Source organism: Bacillus sp. OTU530 (assembly GCF_038440375.1).
This window is the reverse complement of the sequence record NZ_JASATP010000059.1, coordinates 1-24,791: the sequence shown is the minus strand read 5'-3', so window position 1 is coordinate 24,791 and position 24,791 is coordinate 1. Positions and strand designations below refer to the sequence as shown.

Annotated in this window: 30 protein-coding genes; 4 read left to right on the top strand and 26 right to left on the bottom strand. The window is 41.6% G+C overall.

Going from position 1 to position 24,791, the window contains the following annotated elements; genetic code table 11:
- Positions 1-105: 105 nt before the first annotated feature.
- Positions 106-777, bottom strand: a complete 672-nt coding sequence (gene rpiA, locus AAHB12_RS26925) for a ribose-5-phosphate isomerase RpiA (RefSeq protein WP_342048333.1) — start codon at positions 775-777, stop codon at positions 106-108.
- Between the two features lie 52 nt (positions 778-829).
- Positions 830-952, bottom strand: a complete 123-nt coding sequence (locus tag AAHB12_RS26920) for a BA3454 family stress response protein (RefSeq protein ID WP_342048332.1) — start codon at positions 950-952, stop codon at positions 830-832.
- A gap of 235 nt (positions 953-1,187) precedes the next feature.
- Here AAHB12_RS26920 and cdaS point away from each other — a divergent pair, with 235 nt between their 5' ends.
- Positions 1,188-1,811 carry a sporulation-specific diadenylate cyclase CdaS gene (gene cdaS, locus AAHB12_RS26915; protein ID WP_342048331.1) on the top strand — a complete coding sequence of 208 codons (624 nt, stop codon included), beginning with the start codon at positions 1,188-1,190 and terminating at the stop codon, positions 1,809-1,811.
- Positions 1,812-2,054: 243 nt separating this feature from the next.
- The gene (locus AAHB12_RS26910) at positions 2,055-2,378 is read left to right on the top strand and encodes a 2Fe-2S iron-sulfur cluster-binding protein (RefSeq protein ID WP_129728260.1); all 324 of its coding nucleotides are present in this window, start codon (positions 2,055-2,057) and stop codon (positions 2,376-2,378) included.
- 412 nt (positions 2,379-2,790) lie between these two features.
- Here the strand turns inward: AAHB12_RS26910 and AAHB12_RS26905 are convergent, their stop codons facing one another.
- The 14 genes from AAHB12_RS26905 to ssb form a co-directional block, all read right to left on the bottom strand.
- Positions 2,791-3,747, bottom strand: coding sequence for a thymidylate synthase (locus AAHB12_RS26905; RefSeq protein WP_129728259.1), 957 nt, complete (start codon positions 3,745-3,747; stop codon positions 2,791-2,793).
- Positions 3,748-3,887: 140 nt separating this feature from the next.
- The gene (locus AAHB12_RS26900) at positions 3,888-4,724 is read right to left on the bottom strand and encodes a conjugal transfer protein TrbL family protein (protein WP_129728258.1); all 837 of its coding nucleotides are present in this window, start codon (positions 4,722-4,724) and stop codon (positions 3,888-3,890) included.
- A 44-nt stretch (positions 4,725-4,768) separates the two neighbouring features.
- On the bottom strand, positions 4,769-5,272 hold the full coding sequence (locus AAHB12_RS26895; protein WP_342048330.1) for a hypothetical protein: 504 nt from the start codon (positions 5,270-5,272) through the stop codon (positions 4,769-4,771).
- Entirely contained in the window at positions 5,269-6,285 is a 1,017-nt protein-coding gene (locus tag AAHB12_RS26890; protein ID WP_129728256.1) for a lysozyme family protein, read from the bottom strand. Before AAHB12_RS26890 ends, AAHB12_RS26895 begins: the two co-directional genes overlap by 4 nt.
- Before the next feature lies 1 nt (position 6,286).
- Positions 6,287-8,116 carry a VirB4 family type IV secretion system protein gene (locus AAHB12_RS26885; RefSeq protein WP_342048327.1) on the bottom strand — a complete coding sequence of 610 codons (1,830 nt, stop codon included), beginning with the start codon at positions 8,114-8,116 and terminating at the stop codon, positions 6,287-6,289.
- Positions 8,094-8,753: a hypothetical protein gene (locus AAHB12_RS26880; protein ID WP_342048326.1), complete on the bottom strand. Its 660-nt coding sequence runs from the start codon at positions 8,751-8,753 to the stop codon at positions 8,094-8,096. The genes AAHB12_RS26885 and AAHB12_RS26880 overlap by 23 nt, the downstream gene beginning before the upstream one ends.
- 114 nt (positions 8,754-8,867) lie before the next feature.
- A complete protein-coding gene (locus AAHB12_RS26875) occupies positions 8,868-9,203 on the bottom strand; it encodes a hypothetical protein (protein ID WP_342048323.1) in 336 nt (111 codons plus the stop codon).
- A complete protein-coding gene (locus AAHB12_RS26870) occupies positions 9,179-9,490 on the bottom strand; it encodes a TrbC/VirB2 family protein (RefSeq protein WP_129728252.1) in 312 nt (103 codons plus the stop codon). The genes AAHB12_RS26875 and AAHB12_RS26870 overlap by 25 nt, the downstream gene beginning before the upstream one ends.
- Before the next feature lie 27 nt (positions 9,491-9,517).
- Positions 9,518-9,676 carry a hypothetical protein gene (locus AAHB12_RS26865; protein WP_165350772.1) on the bottom strand — a complete coding sequence of 53 codons (159 nt, stop codon included), beginning with the start codon at positions 9,674-9,676 and terminating at the stop codon, positions 9,518-9,520.
- A gap of 285 nt (positions 9,677-9,961) precedes the next feature.
- Positions 9,962-10,564, bottom strand: coding sequence for a YpjP family protein (locus AAHB12_RS26860; protein ID WP_129728251.1), 603 nt, complete (start codon positions 10,562-10,564; stop codon positions 9,962-9,964).
- A 578-nt stretch (positions 10,565-11,142) separates the two neighbouring features.
- Entirely contained in the window at positions 11,143-11,922 is a 780-nt protein-coding gene (locus AAHB12_RS26855; RefSeq protein WP_342048320.1) for a class I SAM-dependent methyltransferase, read from the bottom strand.
- A 39-nt stretch (positions 11,923-11,961) separates the two neighbouring features.
- Positions 11,962-12,393: a BrxA/BrxB family bacilliredoxin gene (locus tag AAHB12_RS26850; RefSeq protein ID WP_342048318.1), complete on the bottom strand. Its 432-nt coding sequence runs from the start codon at positions 12,391-12,393 to the stop codon at positions 11,962-11,964.
- A gap of 95 nt (positions 12,394-12,488) precedes the next feature.
- Complete coding sequence (locus tag AAHB12_RS26845; protein ID WP_342048316.1) at positions 12,489-13,619, bottom strand: conserved virulence factor C family protein; 1,131 nt, start codon at positions 13,617-13,619, stop codon at positions 12,489-12,491.
- 61 nt (positions 13,620-13,680) lie between these two features.
- The gene (ssb, locus tag AAHB12_RS26840) at positions 13,681-14,016 is read right to left on the bottom strand and encodes a single-stranded DNA-binding protein (protein ID WP_129728247.1); all 336 of its coding nucleotides are present in this window, start codon (positions 14,014-14,016) and stop codon (positions 13,681-13,683) included.
- Between the two features lie 458 nt (positions 14,017-14,474).
- On the opposite strand from ssb, the gene AAHB12_RS31975 reads away from it, so the two are divergent.
- Positions 14,475-14,978 (top strand): CBO0543 family protein, encoded by a 504-nt coding sequence (locus tag AAHB12_RS31975; protein WP_425455892.1) that lies wholly within the window; start codon positions 14,475-14,477, stop codon positions 14,976-14,978.
- A 181-nt stretch (positions 14,979-15,159) separates the two neighbouring features.
- Here AAHB12_RS31975 and AAHB12_RS26835 read toward each other — a convergent pair whose 3' ends face one another.
- The 7 genes from AAHB12_RS26835 to AAHB12_RS26805 form a co-directional block, all read right to left on the bottom strand.
- A complete protein-coding gene (locus AAHB12_RS26835; protein ID WP_342048314.1) occupies positions 15,160-15,891 on the bottom strand; it encodes a Bax inhibitor-1/YccA family protein in 732 nt (243 codons plus the stop codon).
- 70 nt (positions 15,892-15,961) lie between these two features.
- Positions 15,962-17,854 (bottom strand): ABC-F family ATP-binding cassette domain-containing protein, encoded by a 1,893-nt coding sequence (locus AAHB12_RS26830; protein ID WP_129728245.1) that lies wholly within the window; start codon positions 17,852-17,854, stop codon positions 15,962-15,964.
- Complete coding sequence (locus AAHB12_RS26825; protein ID WP_129728244.1) at positions 17,851-18,498, bottom strand: HD domain-containing protein; 648 nt, start codon at positions 18,496-18,498, stop codon at positions 17,851-17,853. The genes AAHB12_RS26830 and AAHB12_RS26825 overlap by 4 nt, the downstream gene beginning before the upstream one ends.
- 256 nt (positions 18,499-18,754) lie before the next feature.
- The gene (locus tag AAHB12_RS26820; RefSeq protein ID WP_342048311.1) at positions 18,755-19,237 is read right to left on the bottom strand and encodes a glutathione peroxidase; all 483 of its coding nucleotides are present in this window, start codon (positions 19,235-19,237) and stop codon (positions 18,755-18,757) included.
- A 179-nt stretch (positions 19,238-19,416) separates the two neighbouring features.
- Positions 19,417-20,592 carry a DEAD/DEAH box helicase gene (locus AAHB12_RS26815; protein ID WP_342048309.1) on the bottom strand — a complete coding sequence of 392 codons (1,176 nt, stop codon included), beginning with the start codon at positions 20,590-20,592 and terminating at the stop codon, positions 19,417-19,419.
- A 17-nt stretch (positions 20,593-20,609) separates the two neighbouring features.
- The gene (locus tag AAHB12_RS26810) at positions 20,610-21,134 is read right to left on the bottom strand and encodes a hypothetical protein (protein WP_342048306.1); all 525 of its coding nucleotides are present in this window, start codon (positions 21,132-21,134) and stop codon (positions 20,610-20,612) included.
- Between the two features lie 338 nt (positions 21,135-21,472).
- Positions 21,473-22,171, bottom strand: coding sequence for a class I SAM-dependent methyltransferase (locus AAHB12_RS26805; protein WP_205650928.1), 699 nt, complete (start codon positions 22,169-22,171; stop codon positions 21,473-21,475).
- Positions 22,172-22,355: 184 nt separating this feature from the next.
- On the opposite strand from AAHB12_RS26805, the gene AAHB12_RS26800 reads away from it, so the two are divergent.
- Positions 22,356-22,667, top strand: a complete 312-nt coding sequence (locus tag AAHB12_RS26800; protein WP_446715622.1) for a permease — start codon at positions 22,356-22,358, stop codon at positions 22,665-22,667.
- Positions 22,668-22,773: 106 nt separating this feature from the next.
- Here the strand turns inward: AAHB12_RS26800 and AAHB12_RS26795 are convergent, their stop codons facing one another.
- From AAHB12_RS26795 to ytfJ, 3 genes are all read right to left on the bottom strand, one after another.
- A complete protein-coding gene (locus AAHB12_RS26795; protein WP_342048303.1) occupies positions 22,774-23,091 on the bottom strand; it encodes a hypothetical protein in 318 nt (105 codons plus the stop codon).
- A gap of 56 nt (positions 23,092-23,147) precedes the next feature.
- Positions 23,148-23,924, bottom strand: a complete 777-nt coding sequence (locus AAHB12_RS26790; protein WP_342048301.1) for an oxalate:formate antiporter — start codon at positions 23,922-23,924, stop codon at positions 23,148-23,150.
- 303 nt (positions 23,925-24,227) lie between these two features.
- Entirely contained in the window at positions 24,228-24,686 is a 459-nt protein-coding gene (gene ytfJ, locus AAHB12_RS26785; RefSeq protein WP_129728224.1) for a GerW family sporulation protein, read from the bottom strand.
- Positions 24,687-24,791 lie beyond the last annotated feature (105 nt).

Sequence of the window (24,791 nt, the reverse complement as noted above, 5' to 3'; positions counted from 1 at the left end):
CATTATCGATACATTTAAGATTTGTAACAGTGCAGAAGTTAACAATATTGCTTACCTGCTCCACTTAAAATAAAGCTGACTACATTGTTCCTCTCCTTACCCATTTCATTTTCGCACATTGATGCTAATGTTCTTATCCCCATTCAAGGTAATAACTTTGTCAGCCATTCCAATAAATAATCCATTATCGACAACACCTGGTATTAGATTCAAGTCCTTCTCTAGATCTTCAGGGGATGTAATCTCTGGAAAGCTGCAGTCAAAAATATAGTTATCGTTATCTGTTCGAAAAGGAATCCCATCTTTTTGTCGTAACTGTGGACTGCCACCGAGCTCTTGCAGATATTTCATTGTCATTTCAAATCCAAAAGGCACCACTTCTACTGGTAGTGGAAATGATCCTAATTTATCCACCATTTTGTGTGGGTCAGCTACTACTATAAAAGTTTTAGCTGCTTTCGCGATTATTTTCTCTCTTAAAAGGGCACCTCCGCCTCCTTTAATGAGATCTAAATCGCGACTTACTTCGTCTGCACCATCGATAGCCACATCAATTTGGTTAATTTCATGAAACGAAACAAGTGGGATGCCTACTTCTATTGCCAATTTTTCCGTTTGTTTCGAAGTAGGGATTCCTTTAATAGAAAGTCCTTGTTGAACTAATTTTCCAAGCTTAGAGATGGTATAAAATACAGTAGACCCAGTTCCAAGTCCAACCACCATTCCTTCTTTCACATAATCTACAGCTTTTTCTCCAACTTCTTTCTTTTCATTCAACTCCCTTTGCTCCTTTCATTAAAAGACCTGAAGATATATCACATTTTATTTGTTACTGTAACCATTGTTTCTTAATTTGTTCCTGTGCGATACACAAAATTTGTTTTTCAGATGTGTCCTTTTTAACAATTACATTTGTTTGATAATTTTTTTCTTCATATTTGATTGCAACCATTCAAATCTCAGTTATTTTCTGGTTTTATTTCCTAATTCATATTGATCGAACGCTTTGCCGATACTATCTTTAGCACTTGTAGGGGGAATGGGATGCTGGCATTTAGGCACCTCTATGTCTCAAATAGAGGAGATATTACTTGAGGAATTTAATGTTCAACAGCATTCTTGCAGGATATAAAGGTCGATTCATATAACAACTACTCAGATTATAAAGTGGGAAGGGGGATTTACACGTGAATGGCGCTGATTGCGATTTTTCACCTATGAAACAAAAAGTAGCGGAACATATACAACAACTTATCCACGAATTACAACAGAATTTAAATATATTAGAGAACGAAGATTATTGTGTATTAGGTAACCTTGAAGAGATTAAGAAAAATTTGTTATATATTGAATCTATGGCTGCATCTTTTTATTTAAATTGTTATTTATCAGCTTTTACTGATACCTACAAAGACCTGTCTATCTGTGTTCAACATTTATCAAAACAGCATCATGGTGCTTTAATTGTCGTCGAACGTCTGAACCCACTTGATGCCATCATTCAAAAAGGAACAATAGTAGGAGCAACTGTAACTTCTACCTTATTGGAGTCTATTTTTTATCCTGGGAATCCGCTTCATGACGGTGCTGTTTTAATTCGAGGAAATAAAATTGTTTCAGCGGGGAATGTTCTTCCCTTAACGACAAAAGATGTGGGAGAAAGGAAACTAGGGACAAGACATCGTGCTGCACTAGGAGTAACAGAGCAAAGTGATGCTCTTGCACTGGTTGTTTCTGAGGAAACACAAAAAATTTCCTTTGCCTTAAACGGGAAACTTTATCCGGTTATTACCACCCAATCTTTACACTAAAACAACATTCTAACCAGAATTTTAGCGGTCATTTTTTGAGCTTATAAGAAGAGGGTGTTCAACAAGGGAATACATGCCGCTGTTTTTTGAACCCTCTCTTATTTTTAAACAATTTAGTAAAGTGGAGTCCTTATTCCCCCAACCGCTGATAAACATATCAATTTCATGTTTATAAAACTCAAAAGGGGATAACTATATTAAGGAATCCTAACTGTCATCCTTTCATATTAAGGGGGTAACGAAATGCCTAAAGTAACTGTTTCAAAACAAGGAACTTTTGAAGTTGAGAATGGAAAAAAGTTAGTATTAGCATTAGAAGATAATGGCGTACATATCCTCCATCGTTGCGGTGGAAAGGCAAGATGCACAACTTGTAGAGTAGAAGTATTATCGGGTGAATTTTGTGATTTAACACGCGTAGAAAAAAATGCATTTTCGGAAAAAGGAATTATTGAAGATCATCTACGCTTATCCTGTCAACTTCGTGTCAATGGAGATATTACGGTTCGCCCCATCATGACGGTAGAAAACTCTGGTATGGATGCTGGTCCCAGGCCAGAAGAATAACCAATTATATTTTTTCTAATCAGCAAGCATAGACTCCATATATATGACATATTGAGCAACCCGGATAGTTTTTAGAGATAACCTGTTTAGAGTACGGTACGGAGAAACAATTACAAATGATAGGTAGTAGTAATAGGCTATAGAGGTTCCTTTACTCGTTATTAGGAAATCTTTTTCCTCTTCAAACAAAGGAATTTATTCTTACTTCCCTTCCATGCAGCTCCCTGGTTTTAAGAAATACACTAGACAATCTTTCCTCGACTAAATATCGATTCAGCGTTTTGCACAAGCCTATAAAAAAATGTCAATAGGATTTCTCAAAAGCTTAGTCTAAACGGTATGTATATTTCTTGTTTTTTAAAGAACAAAAGCACCCTCATCACGACAAGGGTGCTTTTCAGTATATTTAACATTAAACTGCAACTGGAGCTTTAATTGCCGGATGCGGGTTATAATCAATGATTTCAATATCCTCCACATCAAAATCAAAGACAGATTTAACATTCGCATTTAACTTTAATTGCGGAAGGGCTCGCGGCTCGCGCTCTAATTGCGTTTTGATTTGCTCCAAATGATTTGTGTAAATATGCGCATCGCCAATTGTGTGTATAAATTCGCCTACTTCCAGGTTGCATTCGTGTGCAACTAAATGTGTAAGCAGTGCATAGCTGGCAATATTAAATGGAATACCTAAGAAAATATCTCCGCTTCGTTGATACAGCTGACAGGAAAGCTTCCCGTCGGCTACATAAAACTGAAACAGTGTATGACACGGCGGAAGCGCCATCGTCGGTACATCCTCAGGTGACCAAGCGGATACGATTAAGCGGCGGGAATCCGGGTTTGCTTTGATCATTTCGATTACATCTTTAAGCTGGTCAATTGTTTCATCTGTTGACGTTTTCCACGCTCGCCATTGCTTTCCGTACACATCTCCTAAATGTCCGTACTTTTGGGAAAATTCATCATCTGTTAGAATTTTAGCTTTGAATAGCTCCAGCTGCTCTTCGTATTGAAGATGAAATGCCTCATCCTGTTGAGAACGCAACCCAAAATTAGTCATATCCGGTCCGCTGTACTCGCTGCTTTCCACCCATTTTTTGAAGGCCCATTCATTCCAGATATTGTTATTATGCTGTAGCAAGTAACGAATATTTGTATCCCCTTTGATAAACCAAAGCAGCTCACTGACAATTAAACGAAATGGGATACGCTTTGTCGTTAATAGCGGAAAGCCTTGTGATAAATCAAACCGCATTTGGTAACCAAAAATGGAATACGTCCCAGTTCCAGTCCGGTCTTCCTTCTTCGTTCCCTTATCTAAAACGTGTTGGCACATATGTAAATATTCTAAATCTGCGTGTCTCATCTTAATCCCTCTTCCTTATCTTTCGCCCAAATAGACGATACATTACATACCTATTTTCCGCAAGTTTTACACGTAAGTCAACCGTATGCTACAAAACCAAAAAGGCAGCGCATCACACGCTGGCCTCTCAATCCCCTCAATTATCCCACAAACTTTTGCGTGACATAGCGGAACAACACAGATTTCCCTGCCCCGCCTGCAAGCCCTGCCGCGGTTCGCCCGGCTCCTGTCGAGTACAAAAATTTCCGTAAAAACGTCGGGCTCATCAAGCAAAATGCCAGAAATCCGAATCCGACAATAAAGTCCTGCAGCCCTTTCGCATCCCCGATATTATTAAATGCGAGCCAAATGACCATGATTTGAAAGCTTTGTGTAAATACAATGGAAATCGCTTCACGCCACCAAATGCTCCAAATGTTTAAATCTTCATTCATAATTGACCAAGCAGCAAGCGGACTCATAATTAAGATAATGAGAAGCTCCGCTGTTCGAATAATATATTGGATGGCAAGAAGAAGAAACAGCAGCGCCATTGCAAAGCCAGCGATTAACACCGCTGTCGTCGCCCCCGGCACAACGATAAAAGTAGCAAACGTTTCAACTTGTAAGCCCTTATCCAAAAATATTTGTACAATGGCATTATTAATGGGAAGAAGGACATCCTTGAGCAGAAATGGAGCAAGCACAGCAAGCGTTCCGCCTAGGATCATGCGAACAATTACCTCCTGCATACGCCGCTGCTGGTAGCCGCCTATTTTCTCAACGATAAGCTTAAACATGTTATAAACAAAAAAAGCACCGCCTAGCGTGACCGACAGAGCGAATATAATGTCGTACGCTTCTGACACATATTTATACTTTTCTAAATTCGTAGGAGCAAACAAATAGATTTTCAGCCAATCGAAGGCGGCGTTCGCAATCTCATTCATAAGATTATAAATCAGCTCATTCAAATACTCAATCGGACTTTTAAACATGCCGCGTTCCTCCCTTATGGTGCTGTGCCCGATATGATGCTATTTTATTTAGACGGCGTTTCACCAATGATTACTCCTGTATCAACAAGCCATGTATTCTTCTTTACAAGTTCGAGCCTGACATAACTCGTGCTCGTAGCTGCAATCCCATTAATTGTCGTTGTCCGGTTCACAGCTGCAATGACTTCGACCTGCTTTTCTTTGACAACACCGGAATATACGGAGATGCTATGAATCTTCATTTGAATCTGTATATTTGATTTCGCCTCTTTTCCCTCAGGAGGCAAAAATACAGATTTACCTCGTGGTGTTGTATAGCTCGCAATGCGAGCACGATCCGGCTGCGGTCCGTAAAGCTCCCTACAAAAACCTTCCACCGTCTTAAGCAGTGCCGTATCTGTTTCCTGCCCTATGGTTTGCTTTGTTTCTTGCAGGTGACTCCTTGCCTCATCGCGCTCTGCAAGACTATTTAAGTACAGAGCAAGCAGCCAGACGATGCCAATCATGAGAATAAGAGATAGAAAAAACAAAGATTTGAGCAGCCTCACTGTTTTCCCTCCGCAAGTACTCGTCCGTACCCATAAATTTTGCTGCGCCATGCGGGTGCTGTTAAATCGCTATATTGCACGCCACTGCTATTGCTGTTATACATTTTACCGTCCCCGACATAAATACCAACATGGCTAATAAATGCATGATCACTCGTTCCTGTGAAGAAGACAAGATCACCTGGCCTTAATTCCTGTTCACTTATCCTCTTTGTATACTGATACTGCTCCTGGGCTGTGCGCGGCAGACGAATGCCCGCGGCAGCAAAGGCCCATTTCGTCAAACCGCTGCAGTCAAAGCTTGTATTCGGGGTTTCTCCTCCCCACTGATAGGGCCATCCCTCAAATTTCAGCGCTTCGGTCATAACCTGTTGAAACAAAGCGTCTCCACCAGTCAGCTTCGGCTCAGCCAGACGACTCCAATAATTCATGACCTTTTGCGAATACGTATAATCTCCGTAGCAATATGGGCTTCGCCAGCCGCAGCTGGCTGTTTTTGCGTGTTCCCTCGCAAATTGCTTTCGCAACGCTTCTGTTCCTACCTTGCCGTAAGTATTGATATAATACAACCAACCGGGTCCATAGTTGTAGCTTTGAACAATGGTCGGTAAATCGGTGATGCCTAGCGCCGCTGCGACATTCAGCATTCGTTTCCAATGAATAACACCTTGATGAATGCTCGCCGCTGGGTCCGTAATTGCTCCTGGAGGCAGTCCTGCAGATTCACTGCTCTGCATCACATCTGCTGCCGTGCCCCCGCTCTCTTGCGTAATAACAGCAAGCAATACCGGAACATACTTCTCATCTACACCCTCCATTTTCACATACTCCCGGACTACAGAATCCCAGCGCGCCACCTCGGGAGCGATATTGTCTTGCAGACTATATGTTGTTCCACTATCATCATTCAGTCCCCCGAAAAATATTAGAAACAATAAAAAAAAAGCAAGTACACAAAAAATAAGAAACTCCCGCCAATACTTCACTCCGAGCAATGCTATTTTTACCTGCAACTTAAAAAGCTCCTTTGTATCGTTCAGCGTACTGCTTAGGATCAATGAGCTGAAGCTCCTCTGGCGTCACATCAACCCGTATGTATACCCGATGATGACCGGCAACATAAATACCTTCTCCTTGCTTTCTGCGTGCGATAATCGCTTCTTCCTCTTCAGAAAGCCGAAGCACATCATGCTCCTTTAAATCACGCATATCATTGTCCTGCAAACCGAGCAGCAGCATACTGATACTGTTATTTAAAATAGCTTTTCCGACATTATGGCTTCCCTCAACTGCTCCTAAAAAGTCGATGGGTTGTTGGGAAGCGACTAAAGCTTCTCCTCCATACTTTCGAATCCGTTTGTATACATCCAATAAAAAGAGAGCGCTCTTAGGGTTCCGCATAAGAAGATGAGCTTCGTCTACATATAGCTTCTTTGGCGTGAGTGTGTCACGCGTAATTTCTTCCCATAAAAACGAAAGAATATTAAACATCACAACAGGCTGGCTATCGCCGTCCTGCTGTAAGTCCTTAATATCAAAACAAATCACACCGCTGTGTAAATTCACATTTGTAGCACCGTTGAATAACTTTGAATTCGTGCCCTCTGTATACATTCGCAAAACTTCACGAAAATCTCGCAAGCTACCATACTCTTGATCACCGATCAGCTCGTATAAGTCTCCCATTGTCGGAAATTCCTCGGCACTGCGTCCTACAAATACCGTTTGATCCGTAATACCATATTGCTTGTAAACAGCAAATAACGCCCGCTCTAGCATAGCGCTCTCGAGCACAGTCATATCCGGGTAAATTAGCTTGCAAAATGTTTTCAATCGCTGCATCTTTAAAAATAAAACACTTCCCCTTATATCTTCATCTGTTGTGTCATGCAGAATATGAAAGGGATTAATAATATGCTCTGTATTATTGCTGATCCGAATCACCTGACCCCCAATCTGATCGACGAGACGGGCAAACTCACGCTCTGGATCCACAATATAAAAACGCGTTTCCTCACTCTCAAGAACCCACTGGCGCAGCAAATGCTTTTGCATAAAAAAGCTTTTGCCCATTCCTGTTGTACCGAGGATCAGCATATTTCGTGATGGGAAAATTTCCCGATCATTCATATCAACAAGCACAACATTATCGGTATGCAGGTTTTGGCCAATGATCACACCATTTTTCATAAACAATTCACTTTCATCAAATGGAAGCATAGACGAGACAGCTGCTGTGTGCATATTTTGATACGTGTAATGCGGCAGCGTAATCTCTCCAATTGGAAGTACGCTGCGAAACGCCTCAAGCATATTGTCCCTTGCCGGTACAACAGACAGGCCCGTTTTCCAAATAATACTTTGCAGCCGCTCTGTGACGCGGTTTAGTTCCTCTAAGCTGTCTGCTTGTAAATGAATATATGTGTGTACAAGAAAAATAGTTTTATGGTTATGATGAAGCAATGCATCCAGCATACTCTCCGCACTTATTTTCTTTCGTTCCGTTTCCTTGCGGCGCACCGGCGAAAGCGGCTGATTCAAACGTGCATCATACTCCTCAATTGATTGATTTAAATGTCGAATCATTTTCTCGCTTGAAATGGGAACGAGGTGTGTACTCACATTCATATTGCCAGAGAAACGGTATAGCCTTGTAAGCCAGTTGCCCCTTACACTGTTCGGATAATCGACAACTAGAAGCGTACGAGCATAATTTTTTCCAAATTGCACGTAGTCCCGCGCTTCTTCAATGATTCCTGGTGCCCAATGATTTTTCGGTACACTATATGTCTCAATATACGATTCTAACTCTGATGGCTGCTTATTCCTTTTCGAAAACACCACAAACATTTCCTCCTGTTATATAAGGATATAAGAGATGATCGTTAAGCGGTCTATGCTGTGAGCCTTCATAATCATATAAAGTATGAAAATATCGAACTACATCCAAACTGTCCGCCTCTTCGACGTTCAGACCTATTTCCTCTAACCCGCTCTTTATGTGCTTTCTCTTCTGTTCAAGCTGCATCATGCTTTCTTCATAGGTTTGCTTTGTTATGCCTTGAATTTGCTCAGACACTACGATATACCGCTGCCGCTGAATCATGGTTACGCTCGTTTCAATTCCTTTAGCGTACATAATATAGCCAGTAAGCAGTCGTTGTTTCACTGTAGACGCCCCAGTCCATCTTGCTTCAAGCCCTCTTATATATTCGCCTAAATCTACAGGCTGGGACATAATGGTTGTTTGTACCGGAAAGTACAAACTGCGTAAAAACAGCTCGTATCGCTCCATCGCTTCATTGAGCTCACGATGGCTCATTAAATCAAGATTTAACGAAGATACACGAAGCAGCTGCACAAGCCGAAAATCCTCCGTAATCACTACCCCACCATCAATTCCTCGAATCGGGATCAATCGCTGCACAGACAATTCGTGCCGTTTCTGTTCTTCCGCCCACTTTGGCCATTTGAACTTCATGGTATGCAGCCTGGTTGATTTATACTGAAAACATTGTATGCAACCGTATAAATTCAACCAGTCCTCCTCTCTGTATGTAATGCAGGGAACCAGTACACCTGTTGAACTTCTCCCTCATGGCTCCTTACGATAGTAGTACACCTTCGTCCGTATACTAAACCGGATAAAATCACGTGCATGCTGCCAAAACGGGATATTCTCCCGTACAGGTCTCAAGTAAACAAGCACAGCTGAAACAATAAGACAGATTGTTGAAACCGAGATTTTTACATATATGGAAATGGGCATTAACAAAATCGGAACTACAACAAGCAGTGTAGGAAGAAAACAAACGAGATCCTTCACTGTTACATTTTGCACAACTTCAAAATCGCTTCTGACATTATCTGGGATGATATACTCCTGTTTTTCCTTCATAGCATCAATCATCCTAGCAATCCTAAAAACCATTTCATAATACCACCCGCGCTCATCACAACCGCTACGATAATAAACGTTTCTTTCATATTGTGCTTATACTCGCTTTTTTTACCTGACTGATTCGTGAGTTTATACATGACGCCAAGTGTCATAATAGCTGCTGTTCCAATAGAAGGTGAAACAACCATCAGGAAATTAATAATACCGTTCGCCACATTTTTTACAAGAACAGTAGGATCATCGCTGGCTGCGAAAACGGATTGCGGGAGACATACTATTGTGAAAGCAGCCAAAAGGATATACGTCCGTTTACTCATCGCTTCGTCCCCTTTCTAAGATGCATCCTATGAGTTAGGCGCATTTTTCCGATCTAAATACTCCTTTAACGCCTGCGTCACAACGTGGTAAATGAAACAATCATTGACACTGCAATACACATCAAGCCGCTTCTTTAATGCAGCTGGAATTTCTGCATTGAGTTTTTTCGTCTCCTCCTGTGCCATAGCTTCTCCCCTTTCCGTAAAGAAAACTCGCCGATTGTCGAGCCCTGTCCTTGGGCGAAGACAGAGGCGTAGTTGCACTTATACTGTACTCCTAAAATTTCCGACTACGTCGAATTGACTTCTAGCTGGAAATTTATACTTTCTTACAGTGGAAGAAATCTTCTTTCCTTCTTTTTTTCCACAATCTAATATATCCTCAGATTTTTAGAAACAAAACCAACCTGTTATAGCTTTTGATCTTCAAATTATGACAAAAAAAACAGGACAAGCATGAAAGCTTGTCCTTTAGGATAACCATTGCGGCGGCTTATTTTTACCCCAATACATATTGCCTAGGTCATAATGCGTCGCATATTCATCTTCAACACTATGATAGTGAAAATTAAAATAGTACCCCTCTAACGGCGGACGATCTCTCCGAACATGGAATCTGAGCAAATCCTTTCCTGTACGTTCATCATAGACATGAAAAATCTTTTCATACTCCCCACCTGCTGGCTTTTGCGAAAGAGCCAAATGCTGCAGCGAGTCAGACGGAATCGTCCCTGCAAACGTCGATAAGGTCTCTTCGATACGAGGTAAAATCACTTCTTTAAACTCATCTTCTATAACAGGAGCGATTTTCGTGCCAAACTTCATAACTGACTGCCGCTCCGCTTCCTCCATTGCATATGTAACAAAAATAGCTGGCGTAACAGACTCTTCACTTTGCTCATCATAAAAAACTTCTGATGCTTGTCCAATGTCAGCACTGGAAGCTTGCTCAACGTCCGGCTTGGAGGACTTATGCGCCTTGGCATTTTCAAGTAAAGCAGACGGCGGCGTAACAAGTCCAAATGTAAAGATTGTAATACATGTGACTAAAGCTTTCTTCAACCAATTGGGCATATAGTCCCCCTTTCTTCTGCATTTGCAGACATTAGATATATTTTACTTCTATTATACAAAACTATCATTTTGAAAGCTGTTACATTTTGATTAAGTGCTTGAATATTTTTTGTCAAAACGTCATAAAATTGTAATAGTTGCGCGTTTTAAACTAGGAGGAATTTATCATGGACTTGAACACGCTTTATTTTGGAGTAAGTATTATCACCCTTGTGTATTTCATATACGAGATGGTTACACAATGATGAAAGGAAGAGGCTGCTCTTTCCTTTTTTTACTTTGTCCATAAGATGATCCTATCTATAAAAGCGTAACGAACTAAAGTTCCCTGGGATAATAAAGTATAAAGCGCTTGTCCAGTCCACAACAGAGCGAACCATCTTAAACTTTTCCTTCCATTTATTATAGCATGTTCCCTCTACAGCGTATCTTTTTCTGCTCACAGTCATCACTTCTTCCGCCCCAGAGGGAAAACCCGCTGATTGGGGGACCGTTAGGCGAAGATAAAAGTGCGGTTGCACTTATACTTTGTTTCTAAAACTTCTTACAAGTGAAAAAAAAACAGGCCATTGAATGTCTCAATCGCCTGCTTCGATAACGCCAAAATGAAACTTTGCACTTCTACGCCGATACACAAAAAAGCCAAACCGTTCAAATCTTGTACTGCGAAAATGATCCTTGAGCACAACACGCTGCTTTGCAACACGCTGCGCTTCCAGCATTGCTTCTTCCGCCACATCATCGTATAATGCAAAATGCTTGAGACCACGGATGCCATCAGCTTCTAAAATACTTTCTTCAAACATCGGGTCCATGTAAACAACGTCAAAGGAGGAGTCCGGACACTGGCGCAAAAATGCTAAATGGTTGCTTTTGACAACCTGAATACGCCGCATCGCCTCATTCATCTCCGTCATTCCTGAATCCCATTGCTGTAGTCCCCTTGCCACTAAATACGCCATATACTGGTTGTCTTCTACTCCTACAACTCTTCCTTCTTCTCCGACCGCATAGCTCGCCATAATACTGTCTGATGCCATACCAAGCGTGCAATCTAATAATGTCATTCCTTTCTTCAGAGCAGCAGCCTGTAGAAAGGGATCATGCTCGCCTCGTATGAAGCGCTTTAATCGAAAGCTAGATGAGTTCGGATGGAAAAAGAATGATTCTTCACCGCCATAAGGATAAATCTCTAAACGATTTTTCCCCACAACAAGCAGATCATCTCCAAATCTCCTTTGTATATCTTGTACGGAATCGTCTTGTCGTACGACAAATGGGCTGTCTAAATCAAGGGCAACGCTTTTCGCATATTCTGTCATCTGTACATTCGTTCTTCCTGCTGTTGTCACAATCATAAAATCACCATAACGAAAAAAGGGAGAATTTCTCCCTTTTTAGCAATGCTTATCAAACGCATCGAGTAAATTACTCATAATGCCTTCCATCGAGTTTCCTTCAATCTCATGACGATGAATGAAGTGCACAACCTCTTTTCCTTTAAGAAGCGCGATGGACGGGGAAGACGGTGGAATATCGTCAAAGTATGATCTCATCATTGCAGTTGCTTCTTTATCCTGCCCCGCAAACACTGTAACAAGATGATCTGGCTGTTTATCCGTACGCAGCAATGATTGTGTTACAGATGGACGAGCTAATCCCGCCGCACAGCCGCAGACAGAATTAATAACAACCAGAGTTGTACCAGTCGTATTCTCAACATAATTTTCTACTTCTTCAGCAGTTGTAAGCTCTTGGAATCCAGCCATTGTCAGCTCTTTGCGCATGGGCTGAACCATTTGGCGCATATATTCTTCGTAAGCATTCATCGTGTAATCTCTCCTTTAAAAGTTATTCCGCTGTTATCATATCATGTACATATATAATCAGGGAAGAAAAGCGGACTACTTTCTTCCATCCAAATCTACTCAGCTGTTCTAGACTCTGTCATTTGCTTCCATACAGATCCCTTCGCTTCTTCTCCGCCTTCGATACGCTCCATAGCGAGACGAGCCTGCATAGCAACTTCAAATTCCGGATCATCTTGTGCTTCTCTCAATGCCGGAAGCGCGCTTTCATCACCTGATTCATATAAAAACATAGCGGCTCTCCAACGCACCAGCTTGCTTGGATCCTTAAGCGCTTGGGTCATAACCGGCATTGCCTCCTCGTCTCCAATATCAGATAAACAGTCTCCAGCTGTACGGCGCACCGTCACTGATTTATCGTTCATTGCATCGTATAAAAGCGGCAGCACAGCCTTTCCTTTTATCATTCCTAAATACGCGACAGCAAGACGGCGAATAGAGGGCTTCTCATCATGAAGGGCTATCTGTAAAACAGGTAGATCTTCTTCCTTTGGATCCATTTGCTCCAGCGCCGCATAACGCTTTGTCCAGTCCTCCTCCTTCATCATTTCCTCTGTCACTCGATATGGAACTCGTCGCTCAACAGTAATTTCTTCAGCTCCCCGCTGCTTCATGATGTCTTCCACTAATACATTTACACGATCTTCTGGGTAAGCTGCAGCTAACTCCTCCACAACCTCATTTCCAATCTCGGAAAAATCACCATAACGTGTACTTTGTTCTACCCACTTACGCTCCATCACAACATTCGGCGCCGCCATTTGCAGCTTCATAATGGCACCTTTAAAGCGCTCTGGTAATGCAAAACGTTCTTCATGTGTACCATCTGTTAGCTTCACCTGCATCGGAATGCCGTAAAACATTTGTACATACACCTTGATTTCTCCAAAAGGAGCCGCATCTCCCTGACGTTCATCGGCAGCTGTTCCTTCTTCACCAAACACAGTCCGCACCTTCTGTAAAATGGACTTCCAATCGTACTTTGCATTTCTTTCGACCGCAAGAAAATCCGCTACATGATATACGCCCTTCACACCCTCGATCTGCAGTATATGCTGCACTGTTTCCGGTGCCTGGGATGCATTCTCCTTTGTATAATTATTGCGCCTTCCGGCAGGCAATTCTTCATGCAAAATCACCTTCATCGTATTCGGACTCGGTGTTGGTTCAATCGCCTTAATCTTCAAGCAAAATCTCTCCTTTGTTTATCTGTTTCTGTTTATTGTAGCACGTTGCCGACAATTGATACTACTGCTGTGCCTGCTCCTTTCTCCTCTCTAAAAATGTAATGCTCTGTGCAAATACCTCCGTCCGATATATACGTTTCCCTTCAGCATTGTCATAACGGCTCGTCCGAATTGATCCGGTAACTCCAATCAATGATCCTCTTTTACAGTATGCAGCAACATGCTCTGCAGACTTATTCCAAACCGTACAATCAACGAAATCAGCCTCCCGTTCTCCAGCACGATTTCGAAATCCTCTCATAACAGCTATGCGCATTTTTACGTACGGTGCGTTCTGCTTTGTGTAAGCGAGCTCTGGATCTCTTGTCATTCTTCCAATTAACATTACACGATTCATTACAACAACCCCCTTTTGCTTACATTGTAAGGAAATAGAACAGGGGCGTAAAATAAGCAAAACCTGCGTTTCAAAACGAGGTTTCTTCGCTTCCTTCAGCTAACTTGTAGAAAAACTTTAAAATAAAATGGAACTTCTAGATAGAAGAAACTTTTCCAGATTTCCTTTTATACAATGAAAACAGCAGCATTTTCTTTTGGAGTCTCGACGTCAAACGCTGATACGGTAGGAATGAATAAATAGGTACATACAATATAAAATGAACTGCTGATCCTGATGTTCTAATTATTAACACTAATAATTAGAACATCAGGATTGTGGGAATAACTAAGATAATAAATGTACCCTGCAATATTAATAGCATTTTTTCTCGTTGGATTGTATGAAAAACAAAACTTTTTAAGTAGATAAACATTTAAAAACTATCCAAGACACGTTAATTCCTAGTAGTTCAAGGGGTGAGGGCCATACATATAGGAATAGGATTCTGGTTATTATTTGCGCTTTTACGCTGGGGTGATTGGAACAATATTAAGCGATTTTATCCTACAATGCTTTATATCATTATTTGTAAGCTTTTGTATGAGTTTATCGCGCATGAAAAATTTTATTTATGGAAACTCCAGCCTGATTTTATCTTGAATTTTTTTGGAGTTGTTATGCTTCATGCCTGTTTTCTATATCCTTTTTCCGGTTTTCTCTTTTTGTCAAATTACCCAAAGGAGTTTGATAAGCAAATATTACATTTTTTAAAGTGGATTTTGATCTATGCTTTGTTAGAGTGGATTGGATTTAAATACGGAACTATAGCGTACTATAATGGGTGGAGTTTTTGGTGGTCACTACTTTTTGATGTACATATGCTTCTTTTTATACGGCTTCATTATGTTAAACCACTATGGGCGATACCATTAAGTCCATTATCAACACTGTTTTATATGCTGATGTTTAATATGTTATAAATGTTAATAGAAGGTAAATCCTTTTACTTCCTACTATTGAACTTCATAGCAACCAGCCTTTGGGCTGGTTTTTCGTTTCTGAGCAAAGGACAGCCTCTCGGGTTACCGTGCCGGATATTTAACATACACACAAAAAAAGACCTATCCAAAGACACAGATTGTGCCTTTGGACGGGCCTCCCTTAATCATTGCGGGCAAAGTAAGAAACAAGACGAAGAATTTCAAGATAGAGCCAAACCAATGTTGCCATAAGTGCAAATGCACCGTACCATTCCATATACTGCGGTGATCCGTACTTAGCACTGCTTTCAATAAAATGAAAGTCGAGCACGAGATTTAAGGCAGCGATGACAATGACAATGGCACTCACAATAATCGCAATCGTCCCACCATCATGCAAAAATGGAACCGGAACATGAAATAGCTGTAAAATCATAACGATTAGATACATAAAAAACACACCAAGCGTTGCGGACATTACAACTGAGCGGAACGTGTCTGTTGCTTTGATAATTCGCGTTGCATACAAAATCAGCATTGCCAGCATAATGGAGATTGTTAATAATACTGCCTGCAAAATCACGTAGTTACCAAACTGCTGCGTATATAAACCTGAAACTGTCCCTAAAAACACGCCCTCTACCGCAGCATAGACTGGCGCAGTGATAAAAGCAGCACGTGGGGCAAATGAGGTAATCAGTGCGAATACAAAAGCAACTACAACAGCACCGACTGCAACGCCAAAGTTCATTTTATTTTGCATCACCTGCATATAGGAGTATACGGACGTCCCTAACAACAGCAAAAGCATAATCAGGGTCTTTCCTACTGTACCTCCTATCGTCATAACGGAGCCGCCTGCATTCACTTTACGAAACACATCGTTTTTTAACATGGGATTATTCGTTCTCATCGCTTTCCCTCCTAGAAAATCCTTACCTTCAGTGTAAAAGTTTTCCTTGTCCTTTGCAACCGTAGCAGTACTACGATTTCAAGCCTTCCACAAGCTCTGACAGCTCACTCCATCTCTCAATAGCAGCTTCTAGCTCTTGTTCTGCCCGCTGCTGCTCCTCCGCAAGCTGCTGCGCCCTTTCGTAGTCCGCACCAGCTGCTTCAAGCTCCGCAGCAAGCTGTTCTACCGTCTCTTCTAACTTTGCAATTCTTTCTTCAATTGTATCCCAGTCGCGCTGCTCCTGATAAGAGAGCTTTCGTTTTTTCGGTTTTGGAGCTTCCTCCACCTTTTTCTCCTTCACCGTCTCCGCTTTTAAGAGAAGCTCAGTTTTTTGTTTCTCTTCTAAATAATCGCTATAGCTGCCGAGGAAGACACGCACATGCCCATTTCCTGTAAATACGAACAGCTCCTGTACAACTTTATCCAGAAAATAGCGATCATGGGATACGGCAATTACAACACCAGGAAACTCGTCTAAATAATCCTCTAGCACTGTTAACGTTTGCGTATCAAGATCATTTGTCGGCTCATCCAAAAGAAGTACGTTTGGTTCACCCATTAAAATACGCAGCAAATATAATCGTCTTCTCTCTCCACCAGACAGCTTGGAAAGCGGTGTACCATGCATCTGAGTAGGAAACAAAAATCTCTCAAGCATTTGAGAAGCAGAAATAAGCTTTCCATCTGTAGTATGAATAACCTCAGCTACTTCCTTCACATACTCAATCATTCGCTGATTTAAGTTCATATCCTCATTTTCCTGCGTATAATAGGCAATTTTCACTGTTTGACCGATTTCGATTTCACCGCTGTCAGGATTCATTTTGCCAGTTAACATGTTTAATAATGAGGATTTCCCGCTTCCGTTTGGTCCAATAATCCCAATACGGTCACCCGGCTTCACGATGTGATTAAAGTGATCCAGCACAACTTTTCCGCCAAAGCGCTTCGTGACATCCTGCAGCTCCAATACCTTTTTGCCAAGACGGCTGCTGCCAATCGCAATATCAACATTTTGCTTAGCAGCAGGTCCTTCTTTCTTTTCCAGCTCCTCAAATCGCTGAATACGTGCCTTTTGTTTTGTTGTACGTGCCTTGGCACCACGGCGCATCCAAGCGAGCTCACGTCGATAAAGATTTTGCCGCTTCTCCTCCTGCGCCATTTCTTGTTCTTCGCGTAATGCTTTTGCCTCTATAAAAGCGGCGTAATTTCCTTCATAGCTATAAATTTTACCTTTATCCAGCTCTAAAATACGATTTGTGACACGATCTAAAAAGTAACGGTCATGCGTAACAATCAAAAGTGCACCTGTATAACGCGCTAAATAATCCTCAAGCCACTCTACCGTCTCATGATCAAGATGGTTTGTCGGCTCGTCTAAAATAAGAAGATCTGGCATTTGAATAAAGCTTTGCGCCATCGCAACCCGCTTTTTCTGTCCCCCTGAGAGCTCTCCAACCTTTGCAGAAAAATCAGCAATACCGAGCTTCGTCAACAATGCCTTTGCGTTTGCATTGGCATCCCATGCATTCATCGCATCCATTTGCTGCTGCAGACGAAATAATTCTCCCTGCACCTTCTCATTTGTTGCATCCTTCTCTAACGCAAGCAGCACTGTCTCATACTCACGCAGCAAACGGATTAACGGTGTATCCCCGTAGAATACCTGCTCAAGCACCGTTAAGCTTTCATCAAACTGAGGCTGCTGAGCTAAATAGCTAATCGTATAGCCGCGTGTATGCGTAATTTCTCCTGCATCGGCTTGCTCAACCCCCGCAATGATTTTGAGCAGCGTTGATTTCCCTGTACCGTTTATCCCAATGACGCCAATGCGCTGCCCCTCCGTCACACTAAATGACAAGTCCTGAAACAACGGCTTTTCTCCATACGATTTAGATAGATGTTCAATCGTTAACATTTTCATATTGTAACATTCCACTCTTTCATAAATTGTTCAATAAATTGCTCCATGTAAAGATGACGCTCCTCCGCCAGTCGTTTCGCACACTTTGTATTCATCAGATCCTTTAATTTTAACAGCTTTTCATAAAAATGATTTAATGACGGATCATTGGACTTACGGTATTCTTCTTTTGTCATTGCTTCACGCGGAGAAATCTTTGGGTCGTACATAAGCCGCCCCTTTGCTCCTCCATAAGCAAACGTGCGCGCAATTCCAATCGCACCAAGAGCATCAAGACGATCTGCATCTTGAACAATTTTTCCTTCCAACGTCTCGACCTTGCCGCCATGTCCTCCTTTATAAGACATATTCGAAATAATATGTAAAATATGCATCTGCTCCTCAGATGAAATATGTAAGCTTGTCAAATAGTTGTCCACTCGCTTTAGGCCAGCTTCTTCACTTTCATTCAGCTTGTCATCGGCCACATCATGCAAAAGAGCTGCCATTTCAATAATAAACCGATCACCGCCCTCTTCCTTTGCGATTATCTGTGCCAGCTTATAGACCCGTTCAATATGATACCAATCATGTCCGCTTGCGTCAGCTGCTAATATGCCTTTCACAAAGACTATCGTTTTTTCAATCATTTCGTTTCTTTTCATCATTCTTCACCCAATCATTTATATTTGTGGGCGTAAAACCACGATACCTTTAGGTTCGTGGTAGTCCACTTTATCGCCTTTATATATAAAGCTGCTATTAGGGCACTGTGGTTCCTACATATTTTTCTTGAAAGCTTGTTCTATGTTTGCCATTCAAAGCGAAAACGTCTCTCTAGTTGGGAACGAAAAAAGAGAGAGTTATGCCCTCTCTTTTGAAAAAAATACTGTGCTGCTCCTAACTTACAAACGTTCCTGCTCAGGTACGCAAAGCTTTTTCAATATCCGCTCGTAAATCCTCCGGAGATACTTGCGGTGCATACCGCTTAAGAACGGTCCCGTTCTTGTCTATTAAGAATTTTGTAAAGTTCCATTTAATGGCTTGCGATCCGAGAAGGCCTGGTGCTTGCTCGCTTAAGTAACGATACAAAGGATGTGCATTTTCACCGTTCACATCAATTTTAGCAAACATCGGGAAGGTCACACCGTAGTTTAATTCACAAAAGCTTGCAATTTCCTCCTCAGTCCCCGGTTCCTGAGCCATGAATTGATTACATGGAAATCCAAGCACTGTTAAACCCTCTTCTTTATACTCCTCATACAATGCCTGCAAGCCTTTATACTGTGGTGTGAAGCCACATTTGCTTGCCACATTTACAATGAGCAGCACTTTGCCTTTATATTGCTGCAGCGATTCTTCTACACCTTGAATAGTTTGAACAGTGAAATCATAAATAACCATGTCATTCCTCCCTTTACATCCGGCGGGCTGTTTTCTACTCCCATCATAATGTGAATCACCTGGAAAGTCCAACATTCAGCTATCAGACTTTTTCGAAAGGCCCCATGCAGAACGGAACGAAAAGTAACACAGATAAAGCCCTCATCTTATGAAATGAAGGCTTTGTTTGCGTTAAACACTTACGATCTTGTCTGTTTTCTTCCTGGGAAGGTGGATTGCTTCTTTTTTGGTGCTGGTGGCTTCTTTGTCACAAAGTCACCTTTATAAATTTCCATCTTCTCAAACTGGATTCCAAGCTTTTTTGCAAACTGCAGCAGCTTTTGCTCCTCTCCTGACGTTACAACAGAAATCACCGTTCCTTCTTTTCCCATACGTCCAGTACGCCCAGAGCGGTGAATATATTGATCGACTGTATTAGGAAAGTCTAAATGAATTACATGCGTCACACCTTCTATATCTAAGCCGCGCGCCGCTACATCGGTTGCCAGCAGCACTTGAATCTTGCCATTTCGAAAATCGCGTAGCGTAGCCGCCCGCTCTTGCTTCGTTGCCTCAGAATGAACCACACCAGCCGCTACCTTTCGAAATCGCAGCTTTGACGCCATTTCATCAAGACGAAACGGATCATTCAAAAAAGCAATTGCCTTTACCCCATCCATATGTGTAATTTTACGTACATTCTCAAGCTTGTCTCGATACTCCCCAGAAATATACAAATGCTTCACACGTCCTGCCGCTTCCACCCTCTGCTTAATCCGAACAACCTCTGGGTCATCTGTAAAAGCGCGTGCTTTATCTTCAATTGCTTTTGGGATAGTTGCTGAGAAGAAAAGCAACTCCCGGCTACGTACCGTTGACTTAATAATATCTGCCAATAAAGGTGACACGTCCTGCTTGATCATCTGATCAAATTCATCAAATACAATGGCTGTAACCTCATGCATTTTCAATTTCTTCATACGAATCAGTTCCTGCACCCGGCCCGGAGAGCCAGTGATCACCTGTGGATGCTTTTTTAGCCTTTCCACCTGTCGCTTTATATCGGCTCCCCCGATTAAAGAGGCCCCTGTAATCCCGCTTCCCTCTGTAAACTTTTGTACCTCGCTATGTATTTGCATGACAAGCTCTCGCGTTGGCGATAAGATAACGATTTGAGGATTTTGAATAGCAGGGTTTACTTTATGTAAAAGGGGAAGCAAATATGCTAACGTTTTTCCCGTTCCTGTCGGGGATTCAACAATTACATCTTTTCCCTCTAGGATAAGGGGAATTACGCTTTTTTGTACATCAGTATATTGCTGAAAGCCCGCTTTTTCCCAAGCGGTTTGCAAAAAGGGCTGTAAATTTGTAATCATGCTACTTCTCCTTTAATTCAAATTGTAAGAAGCTCTTGTAATCGCTCAATTGTTTCGACCATATGATCAACCACTGCCGACAAGTCCTCAGCATGCTCTTCTGTTATAGTCTTTTGAAACAAAACTGTTGCGGTATTAGAATAGGAAAGAGGCTCCTTAATATACTCGTATGAAATAACTTGTGTAATACTTCTCTCTTCTCCCCAAATGAGGTGAAGCTGTTCATCGATCTGCTCTACAAACAAAGCTGGTGAAGAAATAGGGAATAAAAATTGTAATTGCAGAGCGCAGCCGGGCAAAAAGGCTGTATCCTCTAGAATCTCTCCAGCTAAATTCTTTGCGTCCGCCGTCAGGCTAAACAAGGCGGTTATATCATATTCTGCTTCCCTAAGCATAAATGCAATACTATATGTACGGCTCATAGAAGCTAAATCGATAACATCTCTTCGATTTCTCACCAAAATAGCGCCCGCCAAATCTAAATCATATACCGCACCTTCCGCCACAACCTTTAAATTTTCAAATACAGTTGGATCAAACATAGTTTTCCTCCGAAAAACGGAGCGCCTTTCAAACGAAAGGCGCTGCGGATAATCACTCTTCAGTGTACTCATTTTCATGAAGAAAAGCAATAAAAGAAAAGGAAACAGCTGCCGCTCGCTTTATTTCACTGTAAGAAAGTATAACTTTTCGCAGTGGTGTCTAGCTCCCAAGGCCCAAAATGGCAGACTCCAGGCTGAACCTCTGCAAAAGGCAAAAAGCGCCTTTTACTCCGTTCCACCCCTACGCTGCCATAAAAGGCGGGCCTTGTCCGTTTTTCTTATTTCAAGAGCCGTTTCTTCACATCATGAATAAATACAACAAAATACTCCTAAGCTCATTACTTCTTTTTCATCATGAACGTCCATAAAAAAGCTAACGATTGCTTAAGTTCCTCCGATAAGCCATGCAGATGCTGCTCCTTCACCTCCCGCTTATACACACCTTGTCCATCCAAAGGAATAAAACCATTCTCTGTTGCAAGCTTCTTAAATTCCCAGGGCATCATCGTATTGCAAATGACAGACTCCCCGTACAAGCGGCGATAACTATTGATACGCGGCATTGCAGTCGGTCCTAAAATGGCAACGCAGGCATAACCGCCTGGCTTTAGTACCCGATTTACTTCTATCCACGCCTCTAGCGGCCGCTCGGTCCATTCTAGGGAATTAATTGCTATTATGGAATCAAAGGATTCTGCCTCGAATGGAAGCCTCGCCAAATCAGCCTGCACAAATGATAGCCCCTTCATGTTTCCACGCTCTTTTGCCATTTCAATCATTCGTTCCGACAAATCTGTTCCGTACGCTGTGTATCCTGCCTGACTGAGTTTATATGTAGCATATCCGTCCCCACAGCCAACATCAAGAACTGATGCCCCGCTGGGAACATGTTTTTGAAAAAACGGAAGAATAGTACTTCGGCTCCCGCTATCCCACATACTTTGGCTGCTTTGATTCCAGCTGTCAGCCCTTTCATCCCATTGCCGCTTAGCCTCACTATGCCAGTTAAAATCGCTCATACTTGTCCCACCTTTTATCTTTTTACTGAACTATTCTACAAAATACGAACCAATCCCTATATGCAGCTCTCTAAAGCATTGTAGCTAATTCAAAATACAGCCAATAGGTAACATATTCATATAAAAGAAGAAAATGGCGTTCATCATCCACCGATGAATGTGCACAATAAAAACACCTCCACTTGAAAGTGAGGGATTTCCATTGAGAAAACGCACACACCACTTAAAAAGCGGAAAGAAGCAGGAGGAATATGCAGTTGAACTAGCGCCGCAGCATATGCAGCGCAGCGCAGAAGGAGAGCGAGCAAATACAGGCGTAATTGTAGGATATATCGGATTGTTTTTAGCACTGTTTTCTATCGCACTGTATCCGATTGTTTTCGGTTCTCTTTCCATCCTTATGGGACTATTAGCTGTCAACTACGGCTCGAAAACACTTGGCTATACAGCAATTGGCTTTGGCGCCTTCTCCGTATTGTTCAGCATTTTGTATCCGCTTCTTTCGTCCGTTTAATAACACCAAAAAACACACCAAGCTAATCGCTTGGTGTGTTAGTTAGACCGATCATGTCGCAAAAGGGAGATAGCCCTACTGCTTTCCTTATACATATCGACGCCAATTAGCCCGCTTTTTCAATAGATGTATTAAAAAACATATGAAACATTCCAAACGCACGTGTTGTTGTTTTCGTATCTCTTTCCCCTTGAAATGTTTTTTCAATCACCATAAAAAATACACGATTCTGCAGCTTTGTTTCAATTAATTCCAGCTTCTCCCCTGTATTCTCTTGTACACAAGCAAAATCCTCCCCGCTGCATCTAATCTTCTCTTGCTTCTCTAGATAATGATTGTAATCAGCTTCAGTCGGACGCGTTAAAATTGCAATAGCAACAAGAACAAGTGTAACGAAACCAACATACAAAAAAACTTTATTCATCCCGCGATTCCCCTTTGTCAGACGAAAAATAAAACTTGACTAAACAGTCAAGTTTTTCAATCCGTCATCCATTTCCATTCTTGATCTTTTTTATCAAATAAAAGAACTCCCTGTTCAACAGCCTCTTCTCGAAGCTGTGCGATATTCTCAAAAATTTCGTCGATATTCTCATATGAACCTACAACGTATACTGGAATCTCAAGTCCCCGCTTTGATTCTTCTTTATGTACAAGATCGATCAACAAGCCGTCTTCCGTTAACGGTATAAGTTGCTCCATTACTTCTCGTGCAATGGCTGGGTACATTTTAGTCTTTTGAAATAACATAAACTTTCTTTTTCCGAACAAGCCTAGCTTGTATGGAACAATTTTACTCAGCGCCGCCGCAAAATCCGGGAGCCTTCTGTAATATACCTTGTTATACCAACCATCATCATGAGACAAGTACACATACTTATTTTTTAACAATGGAAAAAACGGTTTGCCAATGGGTTCTTTTTTATGTGCTAAATATAAAAGCTCAGCAATTTCCATCGGATCTAGTTCATCCAGGTCATGTATATCATGAAAATCGACCCAACAAAATTCACCGAATTGCTCTACATCTGCTGAAATAAGATTTGGAATATTCTCCTCTTCTACAAACTCCAAAAGAGTATGGTAATTGATATCCGTCCATTCGAAATCGTGCTTTAAAAGAAGGAGATTATGGAGTGGAGAAGGAATATTGCTAGCAAATTCCCTAAAGGTAATGCCAGATGTTAAAAAGCAATGATTACGTCGATCTCCGTTAATATAAATAATATCTTTTCTTTGGTCAGATCCTCCAGACAAAGCACCTAGCCACCTTTGTGTAATATGTTTCAATTCATCTTCTTATTCTATCATGAAAATTTTTTGAAACATAGACAAACTGCCGCAAAGAGTTAAATTTCCCTATTACGTTTTCATGATATTTATTACATTATGATTACAATAAAGAAAACTCGCTGATTGGCGAGCCCTGCCCTTGGGCGAAGACAGAAGCGTAGCTGCACTTACACTGTATTCCTAAAATTTCCGGCTACGTCGAATAACTTCTGGCTGGAAATTTATCCTTTTCTACAGTGAAAAAGCCTGTGAGCTTCACAGGCACTTTTACATCAAATCATTTCCATTTGTATGCTGTGATTGCACTCCAGTTGTTTGCGAGGCCTGATTCCCCTGCTGCGCTGATGAACTATTTTTGCTAAACATTGTTTGCAATTTGTCTAATGTTTGTGGGGCTAAATCAATTACTTTCTCTGCAAGATGCGTTGTATTTTGCAGGTGTAAAATATTAATACCATCACTGTTTACAACAAGAAAAGCAACTGGAGTGATGGATACCCCCCCTGCGCTTCCGCCGCCGAACGCAGCCTCTGCTTCTCGCGTTCCGTTTCCATTAGTGGAAAAATCACTTCCCCCCGCTCCAAAGCCAAACGCTACCTTGGAAACAGTCAGTACAACACCACCGTCTGCTGTTTGCACTGGTTCTCCTATAATTGTATTTACATCTACCATTTCCTTTAAATTTTCCATTGCCGCCTTCATAAGCCCTTGAATCGGGTGTTCCATATGTAAGCCCCTCCTTCTGTTCATTCTTCTCATAGTTTTTCCTAAAAACTTGGAAGTAAACATATATTTTACAATTGCTTCTCCCCTTTCTTCTATCAGTGTAAA